A 15948-nucleotide genomic window follows, 5' to 3' on the forward strand; every position below is an offset into this window, starting at 1 on the left:
GGACCCTATGAGACCCGTCGCCGCCGTGCCGCCGGGCGGACCGCTGATCAAAGCCGGCGGCAGGGAGGGATCGTATTTCCCCTTCTCGATCGAGTTGACCGACTGGCGGGGCAGGCGAGCGCGCGGAGCGGCGCGAGGCTGCGGCCGAGTCCGCGGGGCGCCCTGGGGGACAATGCCCCCATGACACCGGCCGATCGCACGAGTCCGGGCGCACCCGGGCAGGCCGCCCTCGAGGCGCTCCTGGCCTCGCCGCCCGCCCTCCCCGTCGTCGCCGGGTTGTCGCGGCTGCGCTCCATGCTGGCCTCCCCCGCTCCCGACGGCGGGGCGCCGGCCCTCGTCGTCACGGCCCCTCCCGGAACGGGCAAGACCACGCTCGTGCCGCCGCTCGTGGCGCGGGCGCTCTTCGAGGCCGGGGAGGGCGGGGCCGTCGGGCGCGTCATCGTCACCCAGCCTCGCCGCGTGGCCGCCAGGGCCGCCGCGCGGCGCCTGGCCGACCTGCTGGGCGAGGAGGCCGGAGGAACCGTCGGCTACGCGGTGCGCGGAGAGCGCCGCACCGGGCCGGACACCCGCATCGAGGTCGTCACGGCGGGCCTCCTCCTGCGCCGCCTCCAGACCGAGCCGGACCTGCCGGGCGTGGGCGCCGTCATCCTCGACGAGGTCCATGAGCGGGCGCTCGACGCCGATCTCCTCCTCGCACTGCTGCTCGATACGCGCGCGGGGCTGCGTGAGGACCTCACCCTCATCGCGATGTCGGCGACGCTGGACGCGGGTCGTCTGCGCGAGCTGCTCGGCGGGGCGACTGGGGGCACGGGCATCGAGAGCGCCGGCGGCGGAGTGGGGGAGGCCGGAGCGCTCGCCCCGCTGCTCGATGTGCCCGGCGCGCTCCACCCCATCACCGAGCACTGGGCGCCGCCGCCCACGACCACGGCGCGGCTGGGCCCGCGCGGGGTGCCGAGGGACTTTCTCGCGCATATCGCCGCGACCACGGTGCGGGCGCTGGCGGAGCACGACGGCGATGTTCTCGTCTTCCTCCCCGGCGCGCGGGAGGTCGACGACGTCGTCACCCGCCTGCGCCAGAGCCCGCCGGGGGCCGGGGGCAGCGCGGGAGGAGCGGATGTGCTGCCGTTGCACGGGCGGCTTCCCGCGGCGGCGCAGGACGCGGCACTGGCACCGAGCCCGCCGGGGCGGCGTCGGGTGATCGTGTCGACGAATGTCGCCGAGTCCTCGCTGACCGTGCCGGGGGTGCGGATCGTCGTCGACTCGACGCTCGCGCGCGAGCCGCGCCTCGACGTCGCCCGCTCGATGAGCTGGCTGACCACGGTGGGAGAGTCGCGGTCGGCGGGGGCTCAGCGGGCGGGACGCGCCGGCCGCGAGAGGCCGGGCGCGGTCTACCGGTGCTGCACGGCCTCGGACTGGGCGCGCGCAGCGGCCTCCCCCACCCCGGAGATCCTGTCCGCCGACCTCACCGGGCTCGCCCTGGAGCTGGCGGCCTGGGGCGCCCCCGGCGGGGTGGGGCTGCACTCGCCGGCCTGGATCGATCCACCGCCGGAGGCGGCGATGCGGGCCGCCGAGGAGGCACTGGTCTCACTCGGGCTGCTTGAGCCCAGTGGGAGGGGCGGCGACGTGGGAGACGACCACATCGACACCGATGGAGGCCGGGCACCGGGCATGGGCGCGATCACCCCGCTGGGCCGGGCTGTCGCGGCGATCCCGGCGCCGGCGCGTCAGGCTCGGGCTCTTCTCGTGGCGGCGGGCATGATCGGGGCTCGGCCAGCCGCTCGCGCCGCGGCGCTCCTCACCTCTGACCTGCGGGCGCCGGGAGCGGATCTGACGGCGCTGGCGAGGTCGGTCCGCGAGCGCCGGACGGGCGCGCGGAACGCCGGGCAGTGGAGCCAGGAGGCCGCGCGTCTTGAGCGATCGGTCATGCGCGCGCTCGCCGACGCGGGGGCCGCGAGGGGCTCGGGCGCGGCGGCGGGCGCCCAGGAGGCGCTGCGCGCCCCGGGCCACTTCAGTGCCCTGAGCACTCCGGGGACCGACGGCGCCCGGGCTCTTGGCGGCCTCGACAGGCTCAGCGGACTGGGCGGACTGGGCGGCGCCGAGGAATCGGTTGCGCTGGTGGCGGCGCTGGCCCACCCCGAGTGGATCGCGCGTCGCCGCGACTCGACGGGCTCAGCCGGTCCAGCGGGCTCGACCGGTCAGGCCGCGCCCGGTGGCTCTTCGCGTCCCGTCGGCCCCATCCCCGGGCGGGCGCGGGCGGAGGTCGCCTACGCGAGCGTGGGTGGCACGGGCCTGCGTCTGCCGGCGGATTCCCCACTCGCCTCCTCGCGCTGGCTGGCGGTGGCCGACGTCGACCGCTCCCCGGGCTGCGGCGATGCCCTCATCCGGGCGGCGGCCCCTCTTGACGAGGAGGTGGCCCTCGCCGTCGCCGCGGATCGGCTCAGCGAGGAGGCCCGGACCATGTGGGCTGATGGCCGCCTGCGCACGGAGCGCGCCCGCTGCCTCGGTGCGATCGTCCTGGCCACCGCTCCCGGCCCGCCGCCGAGCCCGGACGAGGCCGCGAGCGCCGTCGCCCGGGCAGTACGGGAGGAGGGCCTGGGAATCCTGCCCTGGAGCGACGGGGCGCGTGAACTGCGCGGCCGCCTGGCGCTGCTGAGCACCGAGATCGGCGAGCCCTGGCCGGCGATGGACGACGAATCGCTGGTGGACGCTGCCGAGACGTGGCTGGGACCGGCCGTCCAGGCGCTCATGGCGGGCGGCGGGCGCTTCGTTCTGCGGAGACTGGACACGCTGGCCGCGCTGCGGTCGCTCCTTCCGTGGCCCGAGGCGGCGCGGCTCGATGAGCTCGCCCCGGAGCGCCTGGAGGTGCCGTCCGGCTCGCATGTCCGTCTGGCCTATACGGGCGACGACGGCGAGTCACTGCCCCGCCCGGTGCTGGCGGTGCGGGTGCAGGAGTGCTTCGGCTGGGCGAGCACGCCGCGCGTGGCGGGTGGGCGGGTCCCGGTGCTCATCCACCTGCTCTCCCCGGCGCGCAGGCCCGTCGCGGTGACGGACGACCTCGCCTCCTTCTGGGCCCAGGGGTACCCCCAGGTGCGCGCCGAGCTGCGCGGACGCTACCCGAAGCACGCCTGGCCGGAGGACCCGTGGTCCGCCCCGGCGACTCGAGGGACGGGGCGGCGCCGCTCCCGGGCCTGAGGACGGAGCGCCCCGACTCGCGACTCCGCCGCGCTCGCAGCCCGCAGGGCGCGGCGCCGGGGCTTGAGCGGGGACTGCCCGCCTCGCGCCGGCCTGCTGCGCGTCGGTGCCCGGGCGTGCCAGGCTGGCCCCATGAGCGCGAGCGTGTTCCGCAAGGTTGATGAGGGGCCGGTCTCCACGGCGGTGGAGGCGCAGGGCCTGAACTGGCTCGCCGAGGCGATGCCCGACGGCGGCGCGCACGTCGTCCCGGTGACGCAGGGCGAGGGATGGATCGAGGAGCCGCGGCTCAGCCACGGGGGCACCACGGCCGAGGCCGCGGAGGCCTTCGGCCGCGCCTTGGCGGTCACCCACGCAGCGGGCGCCCCGTTCTTCGGGGCATCTCCCCCGGGATGGGACGGCATCGGGCAAATGGGGCGCTCGCGCATCCGGCTGCGTCCCCATGATTCCTCCGATCCGGCGGTCATCAGCCGACCGTGGGGAGCCTTCTACGCCGAGGACCGCATTGGCGCCTACATCGCCGACTGCCGGGACTCCGGAGCGCTGAGCGAGAGGGGCGCGCGGGTGCTGGACAGGGTCTGCTCGCGGCTTGCCGACGGCGTCTTCGACTCCCCGCAGCCGGCGCTCGTCGAGGCGGGGGCAGCGGCGCGGGGGCAGGCGCGCGCGGTCTCCCGCACGCATGGGGACCTGTGGTGCGGCAACGTGCTGTGGGTGCCGGTCGGGGAGACCGACTGGGCGCCGTCGGGCACGGGGCTCGGGCCGCGGCTGACCGGGGGCACGGCGCGAGCGGCGGCAGCCGGCTCGGGTTCGAGCGGCGGCCTGCCGGGCGATGTCGGCGTCCTCATCGACCCGATGGCGCAGGGCGCGCACGCGGAGACAGATCTGGCAGCGCTGGGGATGTTCGGGCAGTCGCATCTCACGCGGATCATCGGGGCCTACAACGAGGTCTCACCGCTGGCCGCCGGGTGGCGCGAGCGGGTGGGACTGCACCGCCTGCACATGCTCATGATCCACGTGTTCCTCTTCGGCGGCGGCTACGGGATGGAGGCGGTCAACCAGGCGCGCCAGTACGTGTGAGCCGCTGGCGCCGCTCTGGGCGCAGACGGCACCACTGGGTGCGGAGCACGACCAGCGCAAAGCGCCCGACGAGCCACGAATGAGGGCCCCGATCACGCGGATCGGAGCCCTCACTTACTGGCGGTAGCGCTGGGATTCGAACCCAGGGTGGCTATGAACCACACAGACTTTCGAGATCTGCACCTTCGGCCGCTCGGACACGCTACCTCAGGCGTCGAGGGTACACGCACGTGAGCTTCCGGCCCAACCGACCGCCCCTGCGACCTCCCTCACCCTCCCCTGCGCGAGACCGGTCGAAAATAGGAGCGAGACCGGTCGGCGGACCGGTCTCGCTCCTATTTTCGACCGGTCTCGATGGGCGGCGGGCGGCCTCAGGAGGCCGGGATCTCGCGCAGAACCACAGCGGGGACTCCGCCGACGATGACGCCCGCGGGCACATCCCGCGTGACGACGGCGCCCGCGGCGACGACCGACCCGTCACCCACGGTCACGCCCTTGGTGATGACGGCCTTGGCGCCGACCCAGACATCGTCTCCGAGCCGGATGGGGGCGGGGTAGGTGGTGGCGCGGTCGACGACGGCGAGGCCGTGATCGAGGGTCGCCATGACGACGTCGTGCCCGATGAAGCAGCGATCGCCGATCCAAATGCCGCCCTGATCCTGGAAGCGGCACCCGGAGTTGATGAACACGTCGTCGCCGAAGTGGGTGTTGGCGCCGAAGTCGGTGGTGAAGGGCGGGAAGAGCCGCAGTGTTTCGGGCACCGGGCGGTGGGCGATCCGGGACAGCAGATCGCGGATCCCGTCGGGATCGTGGAAAACGGAGTTGAGCTCGGCCGTGAGGCGCTGCGTCTCGATGGCGAAGGCGCCCTGGAAGGCGCCCTCGGGAGTTCCAGGGCACACCGGCCTGCCGGCGTCGACATGGTCCAGGAAGGCCTGGAGGGTCATCTCGCCGCTCATTGAACTCTCCTCTGCCGCTCGCCGACCGCCCTGCCCTTATCCACCAGGGCGCACACGCTAATGCTACGCGCCCGCCTGTGGAGAACCGCCCGGTTTCGATGCTGTTTTCGACCGGTCTCGACGAAATGAGAGAGGTTCAGCGGCGGGGGGCGAAGAAGTCCTGGAGGAGGGCGGCAGAGGCCTCGGCACGCAGCCCGGCGACGACCTCTACCCGATGGTTCGCCCGGGGGTCGCGCAGCACGTCGCGGATCGAGCCGCAGGCCCCGGTGCGCGACTCCCAGGCGGCCAGCACCACGCGGGCGAGCCTCGCCAGTTGGATCGCACCGGCGCACATGGTGCAGGGCTCCAACGTCACAACCAGCGAGCAGCCGTCCAGGTGGGAGTCGCCCAGTACCTTCCCGGCAGCGCGCAGGGCCCGGATCTCGGCGTGGGCGGTCGGGTCGCACTCGGTCCGGCGGGCGTTGGCCGCCCCGGCGAGGACCTCGCCGCCGGCATCCAGGACGACGGCGCCCACGGGCACCTCCCCGGCCCGCGCGGCCCCCTCCGCCAGGGCGAGTGCGCGGTCCATCGCGGCGCCGTAGCGCTCCTCCAGGAGCGCCGGGCACCGGGTGCCCGAAGCGGCCCCGGCGAGAGCGCGGGGCGTGGGCGAGGATGGATCGGTCACGCCCCAAGCCTCCCACAAGCCGCAGGACCCGCCGGCGCGCGATCGCCGCTCGCGCTGCCCGCGCCGCCCCGCCCCCTCGACGGCGGTGCTCCCATCGCCGCCACCTCGGACCGTCATCGCTCCGATCTGCCATTCCCAGGATCCTCCCAGCATCGGGAGGGTGAATGACCTACAGACGTGACGCCTTTGGGACTCGGGGAGAAGGAGACAGCAAGTGAGCACTCAGACGGATCGGCCCCCTCTCGCACCCCAGGACTCCCCCGGGGCCAACGACTCCGAAGGGGCCCCTGACAAGAGCCTCAACACCACTGTGTTCGTGATCTCGGGAGGAGTCATCGGCGCCCTCGCTCTCACGGCGATCCTCGTCCCGCGCACCATCCAGGGCATCTTCGACACCGCCGTCGCCTGGGCGTCGCGCTGGTTCGGCTCGTTCTACATCCTGGAGATCACGGCGGTCCTCGTGTTCGTCGTCTTCCTGGCGCTGTCGCGCTACGGCACCACGCGGCTGGGGCCCTCCAACTCCACCCCGGAGTTCTCCACGTTCTCCTGGGCGGCGATGCTCTTCGCGGCGGGCGTGGGCACGGGGATCATGTTCTTCGCCGTCGCCGAGCCCGTCTCCCAGTACCTCGCGCCGCCCACGGGGGCTCCCGAGACCGAGGAGGCCGCTCGCAACGCGATCGTCCTGACCCTCCTCCACTACGGGGTGTCGGGCTGGGGCCTGTACTCCCTGTTGGGGATGTCACTGGCCTACTTCGCCTACCGGCGCCGCCAGCCGCTCGCGGTTCGCGCCACGCTGCGCCCGATCCTGGGCCACCGCACGGATGGGATCCTCGGCGACGTCGTGGACGCGGCCGCACTCATCGGCGGTGCGATCGGGATCGCGGCCTCCCTCGGTGTGGGGATCGTCCAGCTGAATGTCGCGCTGACGATCCTGTTCGGCATCCCGCAGGGCACAGCGGCCCAGATCGGGCTCGTGGCGCTGTCAGTCCTCATGGCGACGGCGTCGGCGGTCTCGGGAGTGGACCGGGGGGTGCGCATGCTCTCGAACATCAACGTCCTACTGGCGATCGCCCTGGCGCTGTGGGTGCTGATCACGGGGGACACGGCATTCCTGCTGGATGCGCTGGTGGGCTCGATCGGCGACTATGTCACCTCGTTCCCGGGCCTGACCCTGGAGACCTACGCCTGGAACCGCCCCGCCGAGTGGCTCAACGGCTGGACCCTGTTCTTCTGGGCGTGGTGGATCACGTGGGCCGCCTTCGTGGGGGTGTTCCTGGCGCGCATCTCGCGCGGCCGCACGATCCGCCAGTTCGTGCTCGGCTCGCTGGCGCTGCCGCTGACCTACGTCATCATGTGGGTGTCGATCTTCGGCAATCACGCCCTGTCCATTGTGCGGGGCGGCGACCGGGCCTTCACCGAGCTCACGGCCTCCGCCCCGGAGCAGGGCTTCTACGCGCTGCTCAAGGCCCTTCCCGGGGGCCCCGCCCTGGTGGCGCTCTCGCTGTTCATCGGGATCCTGTTCTACGTGACCTCGGCGGACTCGGGCGCCCTGGTGATGGCGAATCTGTCCACGCGCACGCACACCGGGGATGAGGGCGACGCCCGGCCGTGGCTGCGGATCTTCTGGGCGGTACTCGTGGGCGTGCTGACGATCGCCATGCTGCTGGCGGGCGGCATCCCGATCCTCCAGCAGGCGACGATCGTCATGGCGCTGCCCTTCAGCGCTGTTCTACTGCTGGTCATGTACGGGCTGTGGAAGGCGCTGTACACGGAGGCGAGCCACCGCGATGCCCGCTCGCACGTCTTCCGGAACCGCGCGCTGGGCCTGACGGGCACGGCCGCGGGCCTCAAGCGCATCTCGTGGCGGGATCGGCTGTCGCACACCTTCGAGTCGGTCTCCCCCGCCCAGGCCCAGCGCGCCCTGGGCACCAGGATCGTGCCGGCCCTGGAGGCGGTGGCCGCTGAGCTGCGCAAGGAGGACCTGGTAGCCGAGGTGTACGTGGAGGGTCCGGAGGCGCAGGACCCCGACGACGAGCGCAACTTCCTGGGCCGCGCCACCCTCCTGGTCACAGCGGGGCCCGAGGCCGGCTATGGCGAGAATGCCGCCGAGCTGGCCGTGACCCCGACCTCCGAGGGCGCGGCGGAGGGTGGAACAGTGGCGCCCGCGGTCGAGCGCTCCAGCGGGCTCGACTCCTTCCGCTACGTGGTTCGGATGGTGCAGGCCCCGGTGGCGGCCTTCGGCGTCGTCGTCCATGAGGCGGATGACCTCACGGTGCGACTGGAAGTGCGCCCGCGCGGCGGCGGCCAGGGCTACGACGTCATGAATTGGACCGCGGACCAGGTGGCCCACGACGTGCTGGACCACTACGAGAGCTGGCTGGACTATCTGGGCAACGCCTGAACCGGGCCCCGCAGCAGCCGCGCCGGCGCCCCGAGCGCCGTAGGCTGATCCCATGCATCTCATCGACGTCGACCACCCCCTCATCGATCACAAGCTGGCGGTCCTGCGGGACCGGACGACGAACTCGGCGGTGTTCCGCCAGCTCGTGGACGAGCTCGTCACTCTGCTGGCCTATGAGGCGACGCGCCATGTGCGCACCGAGCCGGTGGAGATCGCCACACCGGTGGCAATGGCGCAGTGCCACCGGATCGCGGCGCCGCGGCCGATCGTCGTGCCGATCCTTCGGGCGGGCCTGGGAATGCTGGAGGGCATGACGCGCCTCCTGCCCACGGCCGAGGTGGGGTTCCTGGGGATGAAGCGCGATGAGCAGACCCTGGAGGTGGACACCTACGCCAACCGCCTGCCGGATGATCTCTCGGGGCGCCAGTGCTTCATCGTCGACCCGATGCTCGCCACCGGCCACACACTCACGGACGCCACGAACTACCTGCTGGACCGGGGCGCGCGGGATGTGACGGCTCTGTGCCTGCTGGCGGCGCCGGAGGGCCTGACATACCTGGAGGAGACCATCGGGGACCGCGCGAATGTCACGGTGGTGACGGCCGCGGTGGATGACCGCCTCAACGAGCTGGGCTACATCGTGCCGGGCCTGGGCGACGCCGGGGACCGCCTCTACGGCATCGTGGATTGAAACCACCGGACAGGGCGCGGATCCGCACATCGCACCTCTGATAGTGGGCTCGTCGCCCCATTCGCCGATCCCGTGAACGGATCGCGGCGACGGTGATACCCGCCTTGGCATCCGCAGCCTCACACCCCGCAACGGCCATGTCGGGGAGGCCATCGCCGGATCATCACGGTTCGGTTGCTATTCTCGTGGCCATGCACGATGGTCGCCGCCCCTGGGGCAGTGACCAGAGCACTTCCACAGCGAACTGACTGGTCCGGTCGCGCGAGCGCGCGACCGGACCAGTCAGTGAAGGCCGGGGCCGGGGAACCGCGGACCCGGTGAGGCCGAGGACCCGGGCAAGGCGATCAGAAGGCCGGGCGAACGGAGCCGTCGGCCCAGGTGCTCTCGATGTAGGACTTGAAGCCCGCGGAGTTCATGATCTCGGCGAGCTTCTTGAGGGACGCGTTGTCCTTGTCCTCCGAGCGCACCACGAGCTGGTTCGCCGGGGCGGCGTCGACGGACTCGAGCTTCAGGGCGTCGACAGCGGGCGTGAGCCCAGCGTCGAGGGCGTAGTTCCCATTGAGGACCACGGCGGCGGCGTCCTGCATCGTATTGGCGACCTGGGCGCCGTCGACCGTCGTGAAGGTGAAGTTGTGCGGGTTGTCAGTCACATCGGAGTCGGTGGGAAGCTTGGCGGCGGGGTCGAGGGTGAGGAGGCCTGCGGCCTCGAGCAGCTTGAAGCCGCGGGCGGTGTTGGCCGGGTCGTTGTTGAGGACGATCTGCCCGCCCTCGGGGATCTCCTCGATCGTGGTGGCCTTCTTGGAGTAGATGCCCATGGGCTCCACGTGAACGTCCGCGATGGACACGAAGTCGTAGCCGTGCTCCTCGATCTGCTGCTTGAGGTAGTTGGGCGTCTGGAAGAAGTTGGCGGCGATGGAGCCGTCGTTGAGGCTGATGTTCGGCGTCGTGTAGTCGTTGATCTCCTTGATGTCCAGGTCGATGCCGGTGCCGGACAGGAGGTTGTCCTTGATATAGGTGAGCATCGTGACGTGGGGCTGAGGGGTGGCCCCGATGGAGATGACGACGGTGTCACCGTCCTTCTTCGCGCCCTTGAGCTGGTTGCCGGAGTCTGAGCCGCAGGCGGCCAGGGTGGCGGCGACGGCGGTGGTCAGGGCACCGGTGGCGAAGGCGCGCCGGGAGATCGGGGAGGGCAGGAGCGTGATCATGGGGTTTCCTTTCGATGGAGGGGCTGTGGTGCTGGGGCGGGTTCGATCGTGTTCCAGCGATGCGCGCCGTCGTCAAAGCGCTCGGTGCCGACTGGCGGGGCCTCAGCGGTGGTCCACCAGCCGGCTGAGCATGTCGCCCGCGAGCTGGATGATGCCGACGATGAGGACGATGAGGACGACGGTGACGATCATGACGTCGATCTGGTTGCGCTGGAAGCCGTACTGCACGGCCAGGTCGCCCAGCCCGCCGCCACCGACGGCGCCCGCCATCGCCGAGTAGCCCAGCAGCGTGATGAGCGTGACCGTGGCCGACTGGATGAGGGTGGGCAGGGCCTCGCGCACGAGCACGCCCCAGGTGATCTGATTGCCGGAGGCGCCCATCATGAGGGCCGCCTCGACCTTCCCGGCCTCCACGTTGTTGACGGCGGTCTCCACCAGGCGCGCGTAGAAGGGGATGGCCCCCACGGTCAGGGGGACGCAGGCCGCCTGCCAGCCGAGCGAGGAACCGGCGATGATGCGGGTCAGCGGCAGGATCGCCACCATGAGGATGATGAAGGGCAGCGAGCGGCCGATGTTGACGACCTGGGAGAGGACCTCGTAGACGACGCGGTTGGAGTGCTGACCGCGCTTGCCCGTGGTCACCAGGGCCAGCCCCAGCAGGAGGCCGAGCAGCACCGCAAGTGCCCCGGAGATGAGGGTCATCTCGAAGGTCTCCACGGTGGCGGGCCAGAGCTTGTCCGTGATGGCGGGGTTGTCCAGCCATCTCCTGTCCCGCGCGCCCGTGGGCAGGACGCCGAGGGGCTCCAGGTGGGCAGCGGCTTTCAGGGCGATCATGAGCGCACCTCCGCAGTGGCGCCGACGGCGGCCAGGGCGTCGACGACGCCGGGGGCCCTCTCGGCGGGGACGGTCAGGGCGAGGCGGCCGACCTGGGCCCGCCCCAGGGTCTCAAAGACTCCCCCGACCACGTCCGCGCCGTGCTCGGAGGCGATGGCGAGCACGTGCGCGGCTGCCGGCTGGCCCGGGTGGGCGGTGAGCGCGACGTCGATGACGGCGTCGCCCTCGGCCGGCGAGCCATCCGGGATCGCGGGGACGGGCACGAGCTCGTGGGACAGGCGCGAGTCGACGTCGGAGACGACCTCCTCGATCGGCCCGGACTCCACGATGCGGCCGGCCTCCAGGAGGCTCACGGAGTCGCAGACCTGGCGCACGACGCTCATCTCGTGGGTGATGATGACGACGGTGACGCCGAGGCGGTCGCGCACATCCTTGATGAGGTCGAGGATCGAGCGGGTGGTCTCGGGATCGAGAGCGCTGGTGGGCTCGTCGCACAGGAGCACGGCGGGCTGATCCGCCAGCGCACGGGCGATACCGACGCGCTGCTTCTGGCCACCGGAGAGCTGGCTGGGGTAGGAGCCGCCGCGATCGGCGAGGCCCACGAGGTCGAGCATCTGGGCGACCGTCTCGTGGCGCTCCCCCTTGGCAACGCCGGCCAGGGCGAGCGGGTAAGCGATGTTCTGCGCCGTCGTGCGCGAGTCGAGCAGGTTGGCGTGCTGGAAGACCATGCCGATCCTGCGGCGGGCCTCGCGCAGCTCGCGGGGCCGCAGGGCGGTCATGTCCTGGCCGGCGACGCGCACCTCGCCGTGGGTGACGGGCTCGAGGGCGGTCAGGCAGCGGATGAGCGTGGATTTGCCGGCGCCGGAGGTCCCCACGATCCCATGGATCGAGCCCGCGGGCACATTGAGGGTGAGACCGTCGAGGGCGCGGACCTGCGTGCCGTCGCGCAGGGTGTAGACCTTGACGACGTCGCGCAGGGAGATCATCGAGCCCTCCGCCGATCCGGCGTCGGCGAGCGCGTCAGCGCCGACGGCGCCAGCCTTGATCGGCTCGGTACCCGGGTTCGGATCGCTCATGAGTCCTCCATCGGTCCTGGCGGAAGCACCCTCACCCTCTCAGGGGGTTGCTGCAGCGTCGTCGAGCCAGGTCTCTCAACTGCTCTGGATGGTCAGGAGAACGGTATAAAGCCGAGTCGCCGGCGCGCAAGCCGGGCGGCGATTCCGGGACCAAGGTCACGGAATGGCGACGCGGCACGGGAGGGGCCACCCGGATCTACGATGCCTGCATGACCATGATCATCCCGGACCTCCTGGGCGGGCCCTGGGTGGCGCGCCATATCCCCGTCACCCCTTCCGAAGCCGCGCCCGGGGCGGATCACGCGATCCTCGTCCACCAACGCGGCGCCGGGGCCGCCCGGCACGCGCGGGCGGTGCTGTACATCCACGGCCGGACCGACTACTTCTTCCAGACGCACCTGTCGGCCGCGCTCGATGGAGCGGGCTACGAGTTCTACGCCCTGGAGATGCGCGGCTGCGGGCGGGCGAGCGCCGACCTTCCCGAGGGCTCCTTCCCGCACGACACCACGGACCTGCTCGTCTACGACGAGGAGATCACCGAGGCGGTGCGGATCCTGCGCGAGGAGAAGGGGCACGACGCCGTCGTCCTCAACGCGCACTCCACGGGCGGGCTGTCCGCGGTGCTGTGGGCGGCGGACCACCCGGGACGGGTCGCGGCCATCACACTGAACTCGCCGTGGCTGGATCTCAACGCCTCGGGCTTCATGCGCTCCTACGGCACTGCGGCGGTGGACCTCATGTCGCGGTGGATGCCGGGGCGGGTCATCACGAACCCGGCAGCGCCGGAGGCGGATGACGAGGACGCCTTCGAGGCCGACCCCTACACCCGCTCCCTGCACGCCAGATGGGGCGGGGAGTGGGACTGGGACCTCGCACTCAAGCCCTCGCCCGGTTGGCCGGCGCGAGCGGGCTTCCTCACGAGCGTGCGCCGCATGCAGCGGCGGGTGCGCCATGGCCTGGGGATCGAGGCACCGGTGCTCCTGTGCTGCTCGACGGCGTCGGCGGCCCCCGGCGCCGGTCGCGAGGCGGTGCTGCGGGCGGACGCGGTGCTCGACGTCACGCAGATGGTGGAGCGCGCGCCGTTCCTCGGCGAGGATGTCACCGTGCGGCAGATCCCCGGCGGGGTGCACGACCTCGCGCTCTCCCCCGAGCCCGCCCGCGGCGAGTACCTGGCGACCCTCACCGGCTGGCTGAGCGCCCGCCTCCCCCGCCCCTCCCACTGATCAATCCGTGCGAGACCGGTCGAAAACAGCACCGAGACCGGTTCGCCGCCCACAGGCCCTCCTCCACTCTCGCGGCGGGGAGAGCCTGTGGAGAACCGGCCGGTCTCGATCGCTATATCAACCGGTCTCGCATGAGGACGGACAGGGCGGGGGCGAGCTCATCGACGACGCGCTCGACCATCGCCAGGGTGTCCTCGAAGTCCTCCATCCCGCCGTACCAGGGGTCGGGCGCGTCGAGCCGCGACCGGGAGACCAGCCCCTGCGCGATCGCCGCCAGATCCGCCGCGCTCTTGGGGTCGAACTCGCGGAACATGCGGATGCGCCGCCCCGCGCTCCGGGGCCCCTCCGGCTCGTCGATGATGACGACCGCCCGCTGCGCGCGGCGCATCAGCTCGCGCTCATGCGAGGCGGTCATCGCCAGGATGAGATCGGAGCCCGCGATTTCGGCATCCGTGATGCGGTGGGCCCGGTGCGAGGCGATGCGCGCCGCCACCGCTCCCCCGCCGTCGCAGCCCTCGCCGTAGCCGCTGGCGAGCAGAAGACGCCTGGCCCGCGAGTCCATCGGGTTGCCGCGCTCCTCGCCGGAGACCCCGGAGGAGGCCACCTCCACGCGCCCGGCCAGGCCCGCCGCGCCGAGCCGATCGAGGAGGACAACCTCCGCCATCGCGGAGCGGCAGATGTTGCCCGTGCACACCATTATGACCCGGTAGGGACCGTCGGGGTCGCGCGGGACGGGCAGGACGCGGGGCTCGCCGGGGACGGAGCCGGTAGGATTCGAGATCATGACCCGATCGTGCCAGGTCCGCCCTTAGGCTCGCCCCCATGACTGATCCCCGCGCGTCCTACGGGACCCCCGCGCATCCCGCGTCCCCTCGCACGCCCACCGCGGTCGACGCCGTCGCCGAGCGCTATGCGGAGCGCCTGGCAGCACTGTCCCCCGAATTCGCCCTCTACTCCGGCCTGCCCGGCCGACTCGGCGCCCTGGACGACTACTCCCCCGCCGGCTTCTCGGCTCTAGCCGATCTGCGCGCCCAGACCCTGGCCGCGCTCGATACCGCCGCCCCCGTCGACGACGTCGACCGTGTGACGATCGCAGCCATGCGCGAGCGCTTCGGCGTCGAGGACGAGTTGCATGAGGCCGGCGAGGACCTGCGGGCGCTGAACAACATCGCCTCTCCGATCCAGACGATTCGCGATACCTTCGACAACCACCCCATGGCCACCGCGGGCGACTGGGAGAGCTTCGCCTCCGCCCTGCGGGCGGTGCCCGGGGCTCTCGCAGGGCACCGCGAGTCGCTGCGGGTGGCGGCCGCGCGCGGGCTCACCCCCGCCGCTCGGCAGGTGCGCGCCTGCATCAAGCAGGCCCAGGACCAGGCCGGGAAGGCGTCGTCATCCTTCACGGCACTGATCGAGGGGGCGCGCCTCGCCGACGGCGGCGCCCTGCCAGCCGCCCTCACAACGGACCTGCGGGCAGCCGCGCGCGAGGCCCGCGCCGCCTACGCCGAGGCGGCCCACTGGCTGGCCACCGATATCTCTCCGCTCGCCACCGGCGACGACGCCGTGGACCGCGAGCGCTACGAGAGATTCAGCCGGGAATTCCTGGGCACGCGCATCGACCTGGACGAGACCTACGAGTGGGGCAGGGAGCGCCTGGCGGCCATCGACGCCGAACAGCAGGACATCGCAGCCTCGCTCTACGGGCCGGGCACCACCGTGGCCGAGGCCCTGGAGCGGTTGGGCGCCGACGCCTCACGGCAGGTGCGCGGCACGGAGGCGCTGCGGGCCTGGATGCAGGAGACCTCGGACGCGGCGATCTCGGCGCTCGACGGCACCCAGTTCGACATCCCCGCCCCCCTGCGCGCCCTGGAGTGCCGGATCGCGCCGTCGTCCACCGGCGGCATCTACTACACCGCGCCGAGCGACGACTTCTCCCGCCCGGGCCGCATGTGGTGGTCCGTTCCGGCCGGGACGGAGGACTTCGCGACCTGGCAGGAGCGCACCACGGTGTTCCACGAGGGGGCGCCGGGGCATCACCTTCAGATCGGCATGCAAACTCTTCTGCGCGATGAGCTCAATTCCTGGCGACGCCACGGCTGCTGGGTCAGTGGGCACGGCGAGGGCTGGGCCCTGTACGCCGAGCGGCTCATGGCGGACCTCGGCTTCCAGGAAGACCCGGCCGACCGCATGGGGATGCTGGATTCCCAGCGGCTGCGGGCGGCGCGCGTCGTGCTCGACATCGGCGTGCACCTGCGCAAGGAGCGGCCCGCTGAGCTCGCCGCCCTGCCGGGCGTGGGCGAGGGGCACTGGGACGCGGGCTCGGCATGGGCCTTCCTGCGGGCCAATGCCGCGATGGGCGAGTCCTTCCTGCGCTTCGAGCTGGACCGTTACCTGGGCTGGCCGGGGCAGGCGCCGTCCTACGCCGTCGGGCAGCGCCTATGGGAGGAGGCGCGGGACGCCTCGTTGGCGGCGGCGCGCGCGGCAGGGGCCGATGACTCCCTCAAGGCATTCCACGCCAGGGCGCTGCGCCTGGGCAGCGTGGGTCTGGACGTCATGCGCGAGGCACTGGCCGCCTGAGGCCGGCCGGGAGCCCGCGGGCGACCCTCAGTCCCGCGCAGCTGGTACGGCAGTGGCC

Annotated in this window: 12 protein-coding genes, 1 tRNA gene and 1 riboswitch; of the genes, 6 read left to right on the top strand and 7 right to left on the bottom strand. The window is 72.3% G+C overall.

Annotated elements, in window-relative coordinates:
• The first annotated feature begins 180 nt into the window (after positions 1-180).
• Positions 181-3192, top strand: coding sequence for an ATP-dependent RNA helicase (locus B1H50_RS06055; RefSeq protein ID WP_080462882.1), 3012 nt, complete (start codon positions 181-183; stop codon positions 3190-3192).
• Between the two features lie 132 nt (positions 3193-3324).
• Positions 3325-4266 (top strand): fructosamine kinase family protein, encoded by a 942-nt coding sequence (locus B1H50_RS06060; RefSeq protein ID WP_080462883.1) that lies wholly within the window; start codon positions 3325-3327, stop codon positions 4264-4266.
• Positions 4267-4384: 118 nt separating this feature from the next.
• On the opposite strand, the gene B1H50_RS09740 is transcribed toward B1H50_RS06060, so the two are convergent.
• The 3 genes from B1H50_RS09740 to B1H50_RS06070 all read right to left on the bottom strand — a co-directional run bounded on the left by B1H50_RS09740 (position 4385) and on the right by B1H50_RS06070 (position 5790).
• Positions 4385-4473 (bottom strand) — tRNA-Ser (locus B1H50_RS09740).
• Between the two features lie 164 nt (positions 4474-4637).
• The gene (locus tag B1H50_RS06065; RefSeq protein WP_095532498.1) at positions 4638-5222 is read right to left on the bottom strand and encodes a DapH/DapD/GlmU-related protein; all 585 of its coding nucleotides are present in this window, start codon (positions 5220-5222) and stop codon (positions 4638-4640) included.
• Between the two features lie 136 nt (positions 5223-5358).
• Positions 5359-5790, bottom strand: coding sequence for a nucleoside deaminase (locus B1H50_RS06070; protein WP_080462927.1), 432 nt, complete (start codon positions 5788-5790; stop codon positions 5359-5361).
• 310 nt (positions 5791-6100) lie between these two features.
• On the opposite strand from B1H50_RS06070, the gene betT reads away from it, so the two are divergent.
• Together betT and upp are read left to right on the top strand one after the other, a co-directional pair.
• Positions 6101-8287, top strand: coding sequence for a choline BCCT transporter BetT (gene betT / locus B1H50_RS06075; RefSeq protein WP_080462884.1), 2187 nt, complete (start codon positions 6101-6103; stop codon positions 8285-8287).
• A 52-nt stretch (positions 8288-8339) separates the two neighbouring features.
• Positions 8340-8978, top strand: coding sequence for a uracil phosphoribosyltransferase (gene upp / locus B1H50_RS06080; RefSeq protein WP_080462885.1), 639 nt, complete (start codon positions 8340-8342; stop codon positions 8976-8978).
• 344 nt (positions 8979-9322) lie between these two features.
• Here the strand turns inward: upp and B1H50_RS06085 are convergent, their stop codons facing one another.
• The 3 genes from B1H50_RS06085 to B1H50_RS06095 form a co-directional block, all read right to left on the bottom strand.
• Positions 9323-10183, bottom strand: coding sequence for a MetQ/NlpA family ABC transporter substrate-binding protein (locus B1H50_RS06085; RefSeq protein ID WP_229657809.1), 861 nt, complete (start codon positions 10181-10183; stop codon positions 9323-9325).
• A gap of 102 nt (positions 10184-10285) precedes the next feature.
• Positions 10286-11017, bottom strand: a complete 732-nt coding sequence (locus tag B1H50_RS06090) for a methionine ABC transporter permease (RefSeq protein WP_229657810.1) — start codon at positions 11015-11017, stop codon at positions 10286-10288.
• Entirely contained in the window at positions 11014-12093 is a 1080-nt protein-coding gene (locus B1H50_RS06095) for a methionine ABC transporter ATP-binding protein (RefSeq protein ID WP_080462886.1), read from the bottom strand. The genes B1H50_RS06090 and B1H50_RS06095 overlap by 4 nt, the downstream gene beginning before the upstream one ends.
• 4 nt (positions 12094-12097) lie before the next feature.
• A riboswitch (SAM riboswitch) is annotated at positions 12098-12188 on the bottom strand.
• A gap of 114 nt (positions 12189-12302) precedes the next feature.
• Between B1H50_RS06095 and B1H50_RS06100 the strand changes: the two genes are divergently transcribed.
• Positions 12303-13316: an alpha/beta fold hydrolase gene (locus tag B1H50_RS06100; RefSeq protein WP_080462887.1), complete on the top strand. Its 1014-nt coding sequence runs from the start codon at positions 12303-12305 to the stop codon at positions 13314-13316.
• 112 nt (positions 13317-13428) lie between these two features.
• Here B1H50_RS06100 and B1H50_RS06105 read toward each other — a convergent pair whose 3' ends face one another.
• Complete coding sequence (locus tag B1H50_RS06105; RefSeq protein WP_080462888.1) at positions 13429-14100, bottom strand: low molecular weight protein-tyrosine-phosphatase; 672 nt, start codon at positions 14098-14100, stop codon at positions 13429-13431.
• A 38-nt stretch (positions 14101-14138) separates the two neighbouring features.
• On the opposite strand from B1H50_RS06105, the gene B1H50_RS06110 reads away from it, so the two are divergent.
• Complete coding sequence (locus tag B1H50_RS06110; protein ID WP_080462889.1) at positions 14139-15890, top strand: DUF885 domain-containing protein; 1752 nt, start codon at positions 14139-14141, stop codon at positions 15888-15890.
• Positions 15891-15948 lie beyond the last annotated feature (58 nt).

Origin of the sequence: Actinomyces gaoshouyii, assembly GCF_002072175.1 — a bacterium.
GTDB lineage: Bacteria > Actinomycetota > Actinomycetes > Actinomycetales > Actinomycetaceae > Actinomyces > Actinomyces gaoshouyii.

What these genes read in the sequence shown, in the direction of transcription:
- B1H50_RS06070 (WP_080462927.1), bottom strand. Translation starts at nt 5,790, where the DNA reads ATGGACCGCGCACTCGCCCTGGCGGAGGGGGCCGCGCGGGCCGGGGAG.
- B1H50_RS06090 (WP_229657810.1), bottom strand. Translation starts at nt 11,017, where the DNA reads ATGATCGCCCTGAAAGCCGCTGCCCACCTGGAGCCCCTCGGCGTCCTG.
- B1H50_RS06095 (WP_080462886.1), bottom strand. Translation starts at nt 12,093, where the DNA reads ATGAGCGATCCGAACCCGGGTACCGAGCCGATCAAGGCTGGCGCCGTC.
- B1H50_RS06085 (WP_229657809.1), bottom strand. Translation starts at nt 10,183, where the DNA reads ATGATCACGCTCCTGCCCTCCCCGATCTCCCGGCGCGCCTTCGCCACC.
- B1H50_RS06060 (WP_080462883.1), top strand. Translation starts at nt 3,325, where the DNA reads ATGAGCGCGAGCGTGTTCCGCAAGGTTGATGAGGGGCCGGTCTCCACG.
- B1H50_RS06065 (WP_095532498.1), bottom strand. Translation starts at nt 5,222, where the DNA reads ATGAGCGGCGAGATGACCCTCCAGGCCTTCCTGGACCATGTCGACGCC.
- B1H50_RS06110 (WP_080462889.1), top strand. Translation starts at nt 14,139, where the DNA reads ATGACTGATCCCCGCGCGTCCTACGGGACCCCCGCGCATCCCGCGTCC.
- B1H50_RS06100 (WP_080462887.1), top strand. Translation starts at nt 12,303, where the DNA reads ATGACCATGATCATCCCGGACCTCCTGGGCGGGCCCTGGGTGGCGCGC.
- upp (WP_080462885.1), top strand. Translation starts at nt 8,340, where the DNA reads ATGCATCTCATCGACGTCGACCACCCCCTCATCGATCACAAGCTGGCG.
- B1H50_RS06105 (WP_080462888.1), bottom strand. Translation starts at nt 14,100, where the DNA reads ATGATCTCGAATCCTACCGGCTCCGTCCCCGGCGAGCCCCGCGTCCTG.
- B1H50_RS06055 (WP_080462882.1), top strand. Translation starts at nt 181, where the DNA reads ATGACACCGGCCGATCGCACGAGTCCGGGCGCACCCGGGCAGGCCGCC.